Genomic DNA, 12,853 nt, shown 5'->3' with positions numbered 1-12,853 from the left:
CACATGCTCCACTTATTCTGTACCAACTGGGCTGACGGTTTCCCATTTAGTATCACTTTCACTACTGGCCAGCATGGCATCAATAAACGCCATTCCTCGAAGACCGGAATTAATGCCAGGCACACCACTTGCCTTACTGTTTGTGCTGCCAGTTTGGCAATGCACCGCAGCAGCAAAGTCGTTATATAAATTCGCCATGGCTTCTAGGTAACCTTCGGGGTGCCCACCTGGAATACGACAACGATTAACTGCTTCATCACACAAGCCGGGTTGCCCTAACCCTGCCCGGAATACCTGATAGGGTTGGCCAATGGGGCGATACACCACAGAGTTCGGCTCCATTTGATGCCACTCTAATCCGCCTTTATCGCCATATACTTTTATCTTTAAGGCGTTTTCTTCACCTGCGCACACTTGGCTGGCAATCAACACACCAGTAGCACCCTTCTTGGTTTTAATCAGTGCTGCGCCATCGTCATCTAACTGTCTGTCCTCGATGTGCGTGTATAGCTGACCACACAAAGCGGTGATAGCATCATCTAAAACAAATTCAGCGAGCCCAAAAGCGTGAGTACCAATGTCGCCCATGCAGCCGCTACCGCCCGCTAAACTTGGGTCGGTACGCCATTTGGCTTGTTTGTTGTGGGTTTCTTCATTTGCCGATAGCCACCCCTGTGGGTACTCAACAAACACTTTACGAATGTTACCTAGCATGCCGCTTTGAACCATGTGGCGCGCTTGCCACACCATGGGATAACCTAAATAGGTGTGCGCTAAACCGTATAATCTGTCGGTACTATGGAGTAAGTCTTGTAAGTCTTTTACTTCGCCTAAGCCAACGCCAGCGGGCTTTTCGCAGAACACGTGAAAACCCGCATTTATTGCGGCCACTGAAATAGGTACGTGTAAATGATTCGGCGTAACAATAGACACCACTTGCATGCGTTGCTGCTCTGGAAGCGCAGCCTCTTTGTCTAGCATGTCTTCCCACGAGGCATAGGTACGACTATGTTCAACGCCTAAACTATCTGCCGTGCTTTCATTGTTGTTGGGGTCGCGACTAAAGGCTCCACATACTAAATCGTACTGGCCATCTAACCCGAATGCGTTGCGATGAACCGCACCAATAAATGCGCCTTCACCACCACCAATCATTCCTAATCTTATTTTTTGCATTTTCGCCATGCTGCGTAGCTCCTGTTGTGGTGCAGTGCTTAACCGGAAAACCATACCAGTATCAAGCTTGCTCATTGCAAACTTGTTGCATTATTGTAACTATATTTAAAATGTAACGGATTACATTTTTACCTGTCAATGTATTTGAGCGTTTTTTGTTAAACTTAAGTTTAAGAAGATAAGCTAAATAGCCCTTAAACGAACGTATTTTGCTTTAGAACATCGAATGAGCGGGTTAAGATGCCAAAAGTATTTACAAAAAGTATACACTTAGTACTGGATTTTCTAAGAAAGATCCGTATTCTAAATTGAAAATGATATCGGTTACATCAATCTAACCTGTTCGCAAATGCGCGAATAAAAATAAGACACGAGTAAATGGCAAATATTAGAGACGTTGCTGATAGCGCTGGCGTTTCGGTAGCAACAGTGTCTCGGGCACTTCAACAACCCGAACGCGTTTCTCCGAAAACCCGCACCAAAGTAATGACGGCAGTAGACCTTGTGGGCTACAAGCCCAACTTAATGGCGGTAAAGTTTCGTTCGGGAAAAACCCACAACTTGGTTGTGTTGGTTCCTACTGTCGCGAATGTATTTTTTGCGCGCGTGATTAGCGGCATGCAAGAAACGGCCGCCGAATTGGGCTACTCTATTTTACTGGCAAATACCTTGGGTAACCCTGACATTGAAAGCCATTACGCAAAAATGGTTAGCACCTCGCAGGCCGATGGACTTATTCAGTTACGCGCGTTAAACCCATTCGACAACAGCATGATTAACGACAACGGCCTTTTACCCATGGTAAATGCCTGCGAAGTGATTGATGAGGGTAATTACCCTACTGTGTCGCTTGATAACCGTGCCGCGGCAAAAGCCATGACCGAACACCTGTTAGGCTTGGGTCATACTCGTATTGCTATGATAAAAGGCCCTCACTCTAGCCCGCTCACACAAGACCGATTATTAGGCTATAAAGATGCGCTAAACGACGCCAATATTGCCTTCGACGACAGCCTGCTATTTCCTGGCGACTTCACGCTTCAAGCAGGCTATAACGCCGGCGTAACCATTGCTCAGCAAGCAGACAGGCCCACTGCCGTTTTTTGTGAAAACGATGAAACGGCAATAGGTGCTATGCAAGCATTAAAACAAGCTGGCCTGCGTATACCTGAAGATATTTCAGTCGCGGGATTTGATGACATTGCCTTTTCGGCATTTTGCGACCCACCATTAACCACAATTGCCCAGCCAGCCGAAGAGTTCGGCCAAACGGCAGTTAGCTTATTGATAGATGTAATTAACGGCAAAATTCGTAAAGCACCAAAAGTTATTATGCCGTTTGAACTCATTGCTAGGGGCAGTACTGGCCCAGCCCGAATTGTGTAACAGCGCATAATGGCGCGTTAAGGAGAATGCTATGATTACCACTTCCACCTTCACCCGCAGGCAGTTTATTCGAGCCGCGGCAATAGGTGCAGGTTGCGCCGCCATACCCAGCGTACTTGCACATTCACACACGGCTAAGTCTTTAAATGGTATGGCGAGCAACAGTATTGGACTGCAGCTTTATACCCTGCGCGACATTATGAAAGTTAGCGTGCCTGCCACATTAAAATTAGTGGGCGCGGTAGGCTACAACGAGGTTGAGTTTGCGGGTTACTTTGGCCATAGCGCCAAAGAAATTAGTACTATATTAGAAGGCGAAGGGTTAACGGCTCCATCTGCCCACATCCAGCTAAATGACTTTGATAAAAACTTAGAGCAAGTGCTAGAAGACGCTCAAACCGTAGGCCATAAATACCTTGTGCTGCCTTGGCTTAGCGAAGCGCAGCGTGGCGTGGGCATTGCGCCCTACAAAGCACTTGCTGAGAAGCTTAACACCATTGGCGAAGCGTGTAGCAAAGCCAATATTACCCTTGCGTACCACAATCATGACTTCGAATTTGAAGTGCGTGATGATGAGATTCCACTGGATGTACTTATTACTGAAACCGACCCGAATTTAGTGTCTATGGAGCTAGATTTATATTGGGCAGTAAAGGCCGGAAAAGACCCAGTAGATTATTTTAAACAGTACCCTGGGCGCTTTAAATTATGGCACGTAAAAGACATGGCAACAGACGGTAGTTTTGCCGATGTGGGCACAGGCGTTATCGACTTTGAAACGATTTTTGCGAATGGAAAACTGGCTGGAATTGAGCATAAATTTGTGGAACGGGATCAAACCGGCGACCGCATTGCCACCATCGAGCAAGGCTATAAAGCGGTGAGTATGCTAAACAGTACTTTGTAGCAAAGCATTTTGTAGCAAAAAGCTTTAGCAAAACCACATATATCGTTATGATAACGTCACCTTTATGATGTAGGTGTCGTTATCGTGAGTAAAGTAGTATGAACGAACTGTTCAGTGCCCTATCCCGCACGTTAAGCCCTTATTACGCTGAAATGAGTATCATGCTGATGGCCACCATTTTAGTGGTGTATGGTGATATAATTAATAGCCATATAAAGCGTATTTTAGCCCCTTATCATTTCATACTACGGGTTAGTCTTTTTGTAGTGCTATGTGCCTTTGGTTATGGCGCATTAACCCTTTATGGCGCGCCTTTTCTGCACCACATTATCGCCTACTTACCTTGGCAGTACCAAGGCGCAGGTTTTGTACTTGCGTTTATGTTTATTGGCTTCCTAGCAGAACGCAGAAAGTATATTTAACAAAAAGGCGAAGCCGAAAGCTTCGCCTGATAATGTTTACATTTTTACGGCCAGCTATTAGTCTTCGTTTCTTATATAGCCAATATTAGAGAACGTTAGCAAGCTTTCAGTGATACCTTCACTTGCGTAGAATGCAGCCCAATCGCTAGAGTCTTCAACATCTTCTCCGGTTTCCGGATCTTGTGCTTGCAAGTAGTTCCCAAATTTCAAATAAGACTCAGTGCTATCTTCAATTGTACGCGAGAAAGACTCACCAAACGCCCATACTGTAACGTAACCATGATCGTTAACCACCCTAAAATCGAAATCTTGGCCACTTATCATGGTGCCCAGCAATTGCTTGTCTTCGCCCGAACCATCTTCCCTTGCTAGCCTGACGAACACATCGAAAATACCGTTACTAGCAACACTGTCACTTTCGACACCGGCCGATGTTGGAGTGAAGCCGCTCTCACTGGTATCAGAAACGTACAACTTCATGATAGTGCCGGTATCGCTAGCATGGTGCTGGGCAACAATGGCTTTTGAACCATCCGACATTTCTACTTTTATATTGGCTTGAAAGTCCTCATAAACTGCAGTCATTGCCACACGTTTTTCTTCTTTGATTTTAAGCTCGTGACGCCAGCCATTACCATTGGGCGTAACATGCTGTTCACGAAGGGCATCAAATTCCATCGTGTCGCCAACACGTGGGTCGGCACCTTCCATATCCCAATCACTCATGTCGAAGTCGGTTGGAGTAGTTGTTGGATCAGTGGTGTCATCAATATCACCGCCGCAGCCATAAATGTTGGTTTCGACAATGCTATTCCAGGTATTCGCAGAATTCTCTAAACCGGTAATACGAACATAACGCGCATCGGAATCCGTCACGTCATGCGTTTCATAACCGGAACTTGAACCGTTTGACGCACCTGAAAGTAACACCGCGTTCCAGTTGCTGTTGTTAGTTGAAGTATGCACATTGAAAAACGAGCTACGTGTATTCCCTTTAAACCACTTTACCTGTAGTTCTTTTACCGTAGCCACTTCACCTAAATCGTAAGTAATAGTTTTGCCAGTGCCATTAGAAGACCAACGAGACTCATCAGTTAAGTCATTATCGATGGTGTTTAACGGCCCATGCCCATCGTTAGTGCCATTGTCGGTCGCGGTACTAATACTTAAGTTGTTATTTCCTGAACATGTTCCGTTATCAGTAGGCGTTGTTGAACCCGAACTTTCCAGAGTGAAATTATCAAACCGCCCTTCCCCGCCATAATAATTCGCATAGATTTTTACAGAGGTTGCAGAGCCTGAGTTAAAGCTTACCGATACTGGTTCAAAATCACTGCCGCCGCCGGTTCTATTAAACCGTGTACCGTTTACGTCGGCACCAATTTTACCCACACCTTTCACGTAGGCGCTTAGGGTGTAATCGGTGTTGGGCGTAACATCAACGTATTGTTCAACTTTACCGTTAGTACCAGAAATTTTAGCTGAACTGCTTCCTGCGTAGGCATTCCCGGAGACAGCGGAAGGATCGGTATCGGCCCAGCCATCGAACCCACTTTCAAACCCTGGGTTATCGATGGCGACTGAAGCCCCATATACAAACGAGGTGCTTGCTAAGGTAAGCGCGGTGCCCACTACAAAAGAGAGCGATGTTTTACGTGTGCTGATGTTCATGCAATTTGTCCTGTAATTAACGGTTTTAGTAAACCAATTAAAATAAGCCCAGCGAGATTTGCTGCGACTAAAAACGAAATTCAATTTTCGATATAGCCTAGAAATAAAGATTACCAAATTGGTAATACCAAAGATCCAAACCATGTGTAAAATGATTAACCAAAAAAGCAATAAGATCAACACAAGTTATTAACAATAAAGCTTACCAATAGGTAAGCCAACAAGTTTACAATAAGCTCAAAGTAAAAAGATAAAAATAAAATTGATATATTTCAGTGATATGGAAAGTTGTTAGAATTACAAAATCGAAAAACAAAAATGAGAATTATTTCTGAAATTGTTAACAGGTAAGCTACCTTTGCAAAGATCATAGCTTGAATAATAGATAAAAAGGCAGAACAACAACAACCAAATACATTACCAATAGGTGCAATATTGGTTAATGAAATTAATGTATGCGGTTTAAGCTGACTTTTTATGGGAGGGATTACTGGTAGTTAAACCTGCTGTTCGGAACTGCGCGGTTCAACTAAAGTGCTGGAATACTGTTTAGGTGGTATACCCATAATACGTTTGAATGTGGTTGAGAAATAGGATGGCCCTGCAAAGGCGACGCTTATAGCGGCCGAAATGACTGAAGCACCATCGGCTAAGCCCAAACAAATTTGGAACGCCCTACTTTGCTTGTAAACTCAAAAAAAATGTCGTTGCTGAAAAGGCAAAAGAGACAAAGGAAGTAAAATAAAATACTTTTTCATCAAATTGATTTCGTTTTGTATTTTGAATAACTAAATTTTGTATGCTTGAAGATGTTGCAACGAGAATGAAGAAAATTGAATAAACGAACGAAAGTACGATAACTATAAAATGGTTCAATTTCATCCAAAAAATAATGACATCAGCTTGACTAAGTAGAACCGATATTCCGAAGAACGCGCTCCACAAGACCATTAGTGAGAATAACACCGACCTTTTCAAACTTAAAATCGATTCTTTTATTAGCACACATTACCCCTAGCCATTATTACTTGTTGATTGAAATCTATGTTTAGTCCTTTTTGGATATATAAAAAGAAGCATAGATAAAGGTCACAACCGTTGCTAATACAATCAATGTTGTTCTAAGCCAGTCTATTGGTATAAGTTTAACGATGGAAACTACCAATACCCATAGTACCATAGCCCCTAAAGCTTTAGGGTAATGTCTATATGCGTTTTTTCGATTCATGATGAGCCTTAAACTTATATAAATTAGAGAAAATGGGGCGTTATAAATTGGGGAGTCGTTTTCACCCAATGGTATACCTGCCTTAAAAGAACTATTCAATGAGTCTATTTCTAACGACAGTGACTTTCCAGCAAAAACCATTTAAGAAAGAAAGACATAAAAAACCAAATGCATTATCAATTAATGCAAAATTGGTTAAATAAATTAATGTATGCGCTTCAATTTCACTTTTCCTAGGAGGAATTGCTGGTAGTTAAACCTGCTGTTCGGAACTGCGCGGTTCAACTAAAGTGCTGGAATACTGTTTGGGTGGTATGCCTACAATGCGTTTGAATGTGGTTGAGAAGTAGGACGGCCCAGCAAAGCCTACGCTTATAGCTACCGAAATAACTGAAGCGCCATCGGCTAGCAGGGCTTTGGACTTATCTATCCTAAATCGCGAGAGAAACTCACTGAAGTTGTAATCGAACAGCTCTGAAAGTTTTCGGTTTAAACTTCTGGGGCTTATTAATAATAAATCAGCAGCTTTATCTCTAGTAAAATATTCATCTTGATAATTTTTTTCTAAAACAGAAATAAAATTCAGGTAAAAAGCCATGTCTTTTTCTGACGAAAGTTCTGGCAATAAAATACAGCTTTCTTCACTATCAGTCATGTCTGACGACGAAAGGTTGTTTGATGGGGTACGTTTTAATGCTACAAGATGCCTTACTCTAAGTATTAATTCTTCATCAGCGATAGGCTTAGTAAGCAAACAGTCAACATTCGCCTGCAATGCCCTTTCTTTCGATTCATCATCTACTTTTGCCGTTAAAACGATAATAGGTAAATATTTTAAATCACCGGTATCACGTAATTTTTCTACAAAGTTCAGCCCCCCCATAATTGGCATCATAAGGTCGGTTATGACGAGGTTAACGTGGTGACTTTGAAGAATATCTAAAGCCTGTTTACCGTCTCTAGCGACAAGGCATTTGTAAGTAGGAGAGAATAACTTAAATAAGTAATTGCGAAGTTGACGGCTATCATCAACCAACAAGATAGCTGGCTTATCTTCCCAATTACTATCAGTACTTTCATCTAAGTTTTGACTATTTAAAAGTTGTATATCATCTAAGGGGAAAGTAGCTATAAACTTGGTACCTTTGCCCAGCACGCTGTCGACAGATATTTGGCCCTGATTAATAGCCACCAACTCTTTAACTAAAGACAAACCAATTCCTTCGCCTGCAGCTTCGGGAGATGGATCTATTCTTGTGTAACGCTTGAAAATTTCTTGATGGTTAGACTCATCAATACCTTTTCCATTATCCCTAACGCTAAGTGTTAGGTTTTCTTCATCAAAAACGGCAGAGAATTTAATTACCCCATTGTTTTCGGTAAATTTAACCGCGTTAGTGATGAGGTTGCCAATGATCGACTCTAAGCTTCCTTTTAAGAGTGATATAGTGCCAGTCCCTCGCATATTCACATCGAGTACTTGGCGCTTTGTTTTCACTAATGAGTCTAAGCTTGCTGCTATAATTTTGATATCATCAGCAGAGTACAACCTAAAATTTTCGAGCGTTGAAGTACCCAGTTTGTCTACCGTGTTCACTTGATCTAATAAGTTTTCCATTCTTTGGACGTTGTGAACTAACGCGGTAATATTAAGCTTCTCACCCACTAAATCACGTTTCTTTGAATTACCTAACTCGCTCATAATGAGTTGCAGTGGCGTGCGAAGTTCGTGCGAAACATTGCTGAAAAGTCGAATTTTGTTTTGCGCTAATGCCTCTACTTTGTTCTTATGCTCTGTGCCGTATTTTCCTAACATCTTCTGAACTAATGAGGTATTTATAACCGCTAAAGCCAATAGTTTTAGGTAGCCTTTTCTGTACAAATATAAACAGAGAAGCGTAAGGATGGCATACAGAACATAGGCATAGCGACTTAAATAGAATGGCGGATTTATTTTGAAATGTAGAGAATTGATAGGGTATTCGACGCTGCTATGGGGCGGCTGTACTCGCGCTTGTAATTCAAAATTACCATAGCCAATATCAGAAATAGCCAAATTCATACTTGATGCATTGTGAGTTTGCCAATCTTCAATATACCCGAGTATTCTAAACTCTAGTTTATGTTTGTAACTTTCAACGTAGCTATTAGATGCAACGCTGAAACTTAACGTTCCATATTCACTTTCTAATTCAATTGGCACATCTAAATAATGCGGATTTACGGATTTAACATCACCTCCACTGTTCTTCCACTCTATTCTGTAGATACTTGTGCTAGATAGCATATCTTCGCTTTGACGAAGACTCTGTAGCAAAAGACTCTCATCAAAGTTGTATACTAATTTATCCCCCACAACGATAACTTTTCCACCAGTCCCATAAATTTTTCTATAGCCGAAATCTAGATCAAAGACTCCTGCCCTGCTATCTAATTCATATAGCACGTTGAGCTCAGTATCGTAGACAAAAAGTCCCATATTAGTGGCTAACCATAGAATATTTTCTTGACTAAGATGCCCCCCCCTTATAAACCTAATATCAATATCTCCAAAAATTGATGACTTTGAAACCTCTCCTGTAGAACTATTTATCTGCCTCAAACCGCTTCCAGACGTGCAAATCAAATATGAATCACCTAACTCTATGGCACATGTTATACCTTGCAACTTCGTGGTATTTACACTGAGAACCTTCCATTTATATTTTGATAACTGAAAATGTAAGGTGCTATGAATGTCATAAGCTAGGATTTCCCCACTACTCAATACTATGGACTCTCTTACAAATGCAGGGGCGTCAAAGCTGTCTAATATTTTAGTCTTATCAAATAAGAAATATTTCCAGCCATCAGGTGTTTTAAGATATGCGTAGAATGTCTTGCTGTCGGCTTTGAGTACATGGTTATGGCTGCTTTGACAAAAGTCTAACTCCTCAAAGGAGTTATTATAAAGTGACTCAAACAATACTTCATATTTGTCGGAGCATCCGCTTGGCCTGTTGTCGGTAAACGTAGTTAAAGTGCTGTTGTCTCTCGAAATGTTATATGAGTTTTCTGAATCCTTTACAAAAAGTCTCCCCGATGAATCCTGCCCGAAATCTTCAATATTTTTTTCATAAATCGATCCTTTGAAATTGAGGTAGTTGACAGACCTTTGAGAGCCCGTCAGTGCAATTATTCCCAATTGAGAGGACGACAGTAGTATTTCTCCATTCTTGGTTTCATTAACAGATATAATTGAATAGATAGCATCCGAGTCCAACATCGGCTTCATCCAATTCAAAGCATTAATTCTACTTTCTGAAATTTTGTAAATTCCACCAGCGGCAACCCATACTTCATTTTTAGACGATACAAAAATACTATTTACAGGGTTCTTCACAGCTAAAGAGTTATCAAATGGGATATATGAGATTTTCTGAAGAGCTGCACTCATGGAGTAGACACCTTCAGGACCTCCTACATAGATAGTATCCTCACGGGAGGCTAACGCAGTGATCTCTGATAGTTTGTTAAAATGTTCTTTTACAGATATGAGAGAAACTTGCTCGCCTCTGCTATCAATATCTATTAAATGATCTTTCGATTGACCTAGAACTCTTGTTTGCGATTGGAGTGCTAACGAATAAACTTTGGATAATTTCCCAGGAGAGATACTGTCTGCCCAGTCAACAAGCTCTTCACTCGCACGGTCTAAAATTAATATGCCATTGATGGTAGAGAAAGTTAAAAAATCATCAGAAATTATTATCTTCCAGACTTTATCAAGTTTTGTAGTTTGTAATAGATATTCCTCAGAACTACCCGAATTCAAATTGTATCTAAAAATCCCTACTCCATATTCAACAATCCATAGATAACCGTCAGCATCAAATGATACGTCCGAAATAATTCCTGTTTTGCTATTAGATTGATTAAAAGGAATTCTCTCCGCATGTGAGCCTATGACCTTGAACACTCCATTTTCCGCAGCAAGAAAAATCACATCTCCTGCGATTTCGATATCTCTTATCAGTCCGGTTGGAGTTCCCGCAAAAATCCCTCTCCCGTACGAACTTATCCCATTCGCTGATGCTTGACTTAAATGTGAAGTCAGTAAGAAAATCTGCAAAATTAAGCCAAAAACACCCAAAAATCGCTTAATTACACGATATGTCCCTATATTCATATTTATTGCTCATAATTATTTTTATTCTCCAAATGCTTTCGGAGCAAAATGAAAATAATTAAATCCAAGAAAGGAAATACTATGAATATCGAACAAAAATCAAACATTCAAGAGTTAAAGGAGCAAGATTATACTAATGTCTATGGTGGAACGTTTACTTCATACTTTATTACTGAAAATTATGAGTTTATTCTTCCGGTCGGTCCAGAAGATCCTATCCCCCCAGGCATAGGTCTAGACTCACTACACCAACAAGCACCGCATACCGGCATTTTCGGCGGCTAATTGGTCGTAAATAAAGTCACCCACATACAGGCAGTCTTCGGGTTGTAGCTGCCAGTGTTGGGCTATGTGTAATAATGCTGTGGGGTCGGGCTTGGCGGGTGCATCTTCTCGGGTAAGTACAAACTCAATGGGTATGCGGTTGTTGGCTATTTTAATGGCCGTGGCTTCTCGGCAGTTGCGTGTAACAATAGCTATGGGCAAGTTATTCTCTAAAACCTTATCTACCATTTGCTTACCAAGGGGTAGCCATTTCGCGTTTTGTGCGTCGGTTAGTTCGTGTTGCAATATGGCGTGGTTGGCGTTCTGCTTTTCTTGTTCACACACCATATTGTCTATAAATGTAAGAATGTCTTCATCTTGCGGGCAACCTATATCGGTTCTCATTTGCGAAAAGTTAAGGCTAGACTCAACCAAAGTGCCATCTAAATCGAAAATAACACCTTTAATACCGCTTAAATCCATTCTTTATACTCTTTAATTACGTTTAAGGTAGGTAAGGCTATTTGCCCTTGTGCTATAACATTGCCACAAACTTGGCTGTGTTTCCGTTAACTTTTAGTTAGTTAACTTATTTTCTGTACTCGGAATCTTTAATATCTACTAACATACGCATTCACTTTCATTTAGCATAGCCGCTCTTTTTTCTAAGCTTCATATTTTATAGGTTACTAATGGGTGTATTCGCAGCACTAGGTACGGCACTTTGTTGGGCAATAGCCGCACGTTTATTTAGGGGCACAGGTAACGCGTTCTCCCCCCTTACCATGAATTTTTGGAAGGGCCTTATCTCTATTGCTATTTTGGCTGCGGTTATTGCGGTAGTGCAGCCAAGTGCTTATGAAACCAACGCTGTACTTTGGCTGCTACTTAGCGGCTTTATTGGCATTGGTATTGGCGACACCTGCTTTTTTAAAGCGTTGAAATCTATTGGCGATAGCCAAGCGGTACTAGTGGCCGAAACCTTAGCGCCTTTATTTACTGCCCTTTTTGCCATGGCGTTTATTGGTGAATGGATAACCTGGCAGCAGTGGGTAGGTATTGCAGTAGTGTTATTGTCGGTAGACATGGTGATAAAAGCCCGCAAGCGAAATACCACGCACGTATTCGCAACCTCAGGCTATATGTATGGCGTGGGGGCAGCATTGTGCCAAGCTATAGGCGCTGTGGTTAGCCGCGACATTCTAGGTAGTGGTGATATAGACGCCGCCAGTGCAGCTTTCTTGCGCTTGGTAGGCGGTATGGTTTTTGTCGTACCCTTTATTGTGATTACCCGCACTAAATGGATGCCAGTATTAGCAACCAACCAACGGGTTTGGCCTGCGTTTGTACTTGCCACCTTATTAGGCACTACCGCCGCTATTTACCTTCAAATGTTTGCCTTTGCTTATGCTAAAGCTGCCGTGGTGCAAACCTTAATCGCCACCAGCGCGTTAATGTCGCTAGGCGTTGCTTGGGTTATGGGCGAAAAAGCCACGAAGGCTACGCTGATATGGTCGGTAATTGCGTTGGTGGGTGTGGGTATTTTGGTTAGCTTCGGTACACCCTTGTAGTACAAGAAGACGTTTTCGCATTCAGTGTATAGCTAATGCTTTTTGGAGCTAGCGCCGCTA

Annotated in this window: 9 protein-coding genes; 5 read left to right on the top strand and 4 right to left on the bottom strand. The window is 41.8% G+C overall.

Annotated features, from left to right (window positions below):
• Positions 1 to 12 precede the first annotated feature (12 nt).
• Positions 13 to 1,176: a Gfo/Idh/MocA family protein gene (locus KYS23_RS04725; RefSeq protein ID WP_218418185.1), complete on the bottom strand. Its 1,164-nt coding sequence runs from the start codon at positions 1,174 to 1,176 to the stop codon at positions 13 to 15.
• Positions 1,177 to 1,554: 378 nt separating this feature from the next.
• Between KYS23_RS04725 and KYS23_RS04720 the strand changes: the two genes are divergently transcribed.
• The 3 genes from KYS23_RS04720 (at position 1,555) to KYS23_RS04710 (ending at position 3,891) form a co-directional block, all read left to right on the top strand.
• On the top strand, positions 1,555 to 2,562 hold the full coding sequence (locus tag KYS23_RS04720) for a LacI family DNA-binding transcriptional regulator (protein WP_013785753.1): 1,008 nt from the start codon (positions 1,555 to 1,557) through the stop codon (positions 2,560 to 2,562).
• Between the two features lie 31 nt (positions 2,563 to 2,593).
• The gene (locus KYS23_RS04715; protein ID WP_159528179.1) at positions 2,594 to 3,469 is read left to right on the top strand and encodes a sugar phosphate isomerase/epimerase family protein; all 876 of its coding nucleotides are present in this window, start codon (positions 2,594 to 2,596) and stop codon (positions 3,467 to 3,469) included.
• A 98-nt stretch (positions 3,470 to 3,567) separates the two neighbouring features.
• The gene (locus KYS23_RS04710) at positions 3,568 to 3,891 is read left to right on the top strand and encodes a DUF3392 family protein (RefSeq protein ID WP_013785755.1); all 324 of its coding nucleotides are present in this window, start codon (positions 3,568 to 3,570) and stop codon (positions 3,889 to 3,891) included.
• 57 nt (positions 3,892 to 3,948) lie between these two features.
• On the opposite strand, the gene KYS23_RS04705 is transcribed toward KYS23_RS04710, so the two are convergent.
• Together KYS23_RS04705 and KYS23_RS04700 are read right to left on the bottom strand one after the other, a co-directional pair.
• Complete coding sequence (locus KYS23_RS04705) at positions 3,949 to 5,562, bottom strand: polysaccharide lyase family 7 protein (RefSeq protein ID WP_159528177.1); 1,614 nt, start codon at positions 5,560 to 5,562, stop codon at positions 3,949 to 3,951.
• Positions 5,563 to 7,043: 1,481 nt separating this feature from the next.
• Positions 7,044 to 10,958 carry a hybrid sensor histidine kinase/response regulator transcription factor gene (locus KYS23_RS04700; protein ID WP_218418156.1) on the bottom strand — a complete coding sequence of 1,305 codons (3,915 nt, stop codon included), beginning with the start codon at positions 10,956 to 10,958 and terminating at the stop codon, positions 7,044 to 7,046.
• 81 nt (positions 10,959 to 11,039) lie between these two features.
• Here KYS23_RS04700 and KYS23_RS04695 point away from each other — a divergent pair, with 81 nt between their 5' ends.
• Positions 11,040 to 11,243 carry a hypothetical protein gene (locus KYS23_RS04695; RefSeq protein ID WP_218418155.1) on the top strand — a complete coding sequence of 68 codons (204 nt, stop codon included), beginning with the start codon at positions 11,040 to 11,042 and terminating at the stop codon, positions 11,241 to 11,243.
• On the opposite strand, the gene KYS23_RS04690 is transcribed toward KYS23_RS04695, so the two are convergent.
• On the bottom strand, positions 11,202 to 11,705 hold the full coding sequence (locus KYS23_RS04690) for an HAD family hydrolase (protein WP_218418154.1): 504 nt from the start codon (positions 11,703 to 11,705) through the stop codon (positions 11,202 to 11,204). The two genes, KYS23_RS04695 and KYS23_RS04690, sit on opposite strands and share 42 nt — an antisense overlap.
• Positions 11,706 to 11,914: 209 nt before the next feature.
• Between KYS23_RS04690 and KYS23_RS04685 the strand changes: the two genes are divergently transcribed.
• Positions 11,915 to 12,793, top strand: coding sequence for a DMT family transporter (locus KYS23_RS04685; protein ID WP_218418153.1), 879 nt, complete (start codon positions 11,915 to 11,917; stop codon positions 12,791 to 12,793).
• Positions 12,794 to 12,853: the final 60 nt, after the last annotated feature.

The sequence above is a fragment of the Alteromonas lipotrueae genome, from assembly GCF_019249255.1.
Taxonomy (GTDB): domain Bacteria; phylum Pseudomonadota; class Gammaproteobacteria; order Enterobacterales; family Alteromonadaceae; genus Alteromonas; species Alteromonas lipotrueae.
The sequence above is the reverse complement of the archived record's forward strand: the minus strand, read 5'-3'. Positions and strand labels throughout refer to the sequence as shown.

Bases quoted from the DNA above. Each gene is read 5' to 3' on its own strand.
- KYS23_RS04725 (WP_218418185.1), bottom strand. From the start codon at position 1,176: ATGCAAAAAATAAGATTAGGAATGATTGGTGGTGGTGAAGGCGCATTT.
- KYS23_RS04720 (WP_013785753.1), top strand. From the start codon at position 1,555: ATGGCAAATATTAGAGACGTTGCTGATAGCGCTGGCGTTTCGGTAGCA.
- KYS23_RS04715 (WP_159528179.1), top strand. From the start codon at position 2,594: ATGATTACCACTTCCACCTTCACCCGCAGGCAGTTTATTCGAGCCGCG.
- KYS23_RS04710 (WP_013785755.1), top strand. From the start codon at position 3,568: ATGAACGAACTGTTCAGTGCCCTATCCCGCACGTTAAGCCCTTATTAC.
- KYS23_RS04705 (WP_159528177.1), bottom strand. From the start codon at position 5,562: ATGAACATCAGCACACGTAAAACATCGCTCTCTTTTGTAGTGGGCACC.
- KYS23_RS04700 (WP_218418156.1), bottom strand. From the start codon at position 10,958: ATGAATATAGGGACATATCGTGTAATTAAGCGATTTTTGGGTGTTTTT.
- KYS23_RS04695 (WP_218418155.1), top strand. From the start codon at position 11,040: ATGAATATCGAACAAAAATCAAACATTCAAGAGTTAAAGGAGCAAGAT.
- KYS23_RS04690 (WP_218418154.1), bottom strand. From the start codon at position 11,705: ATGGATTTAAGCGGTATTAAAGGTGTTATTTTCGATTTAGATGGCACT.
- KYS23_RS04685 (WP_218418153.1), top strand. From the start codon at position 11,915: ATGGGTGTATTCGCAGCACTAGGTACGGCACTTTGTTGGGCAATAGCC.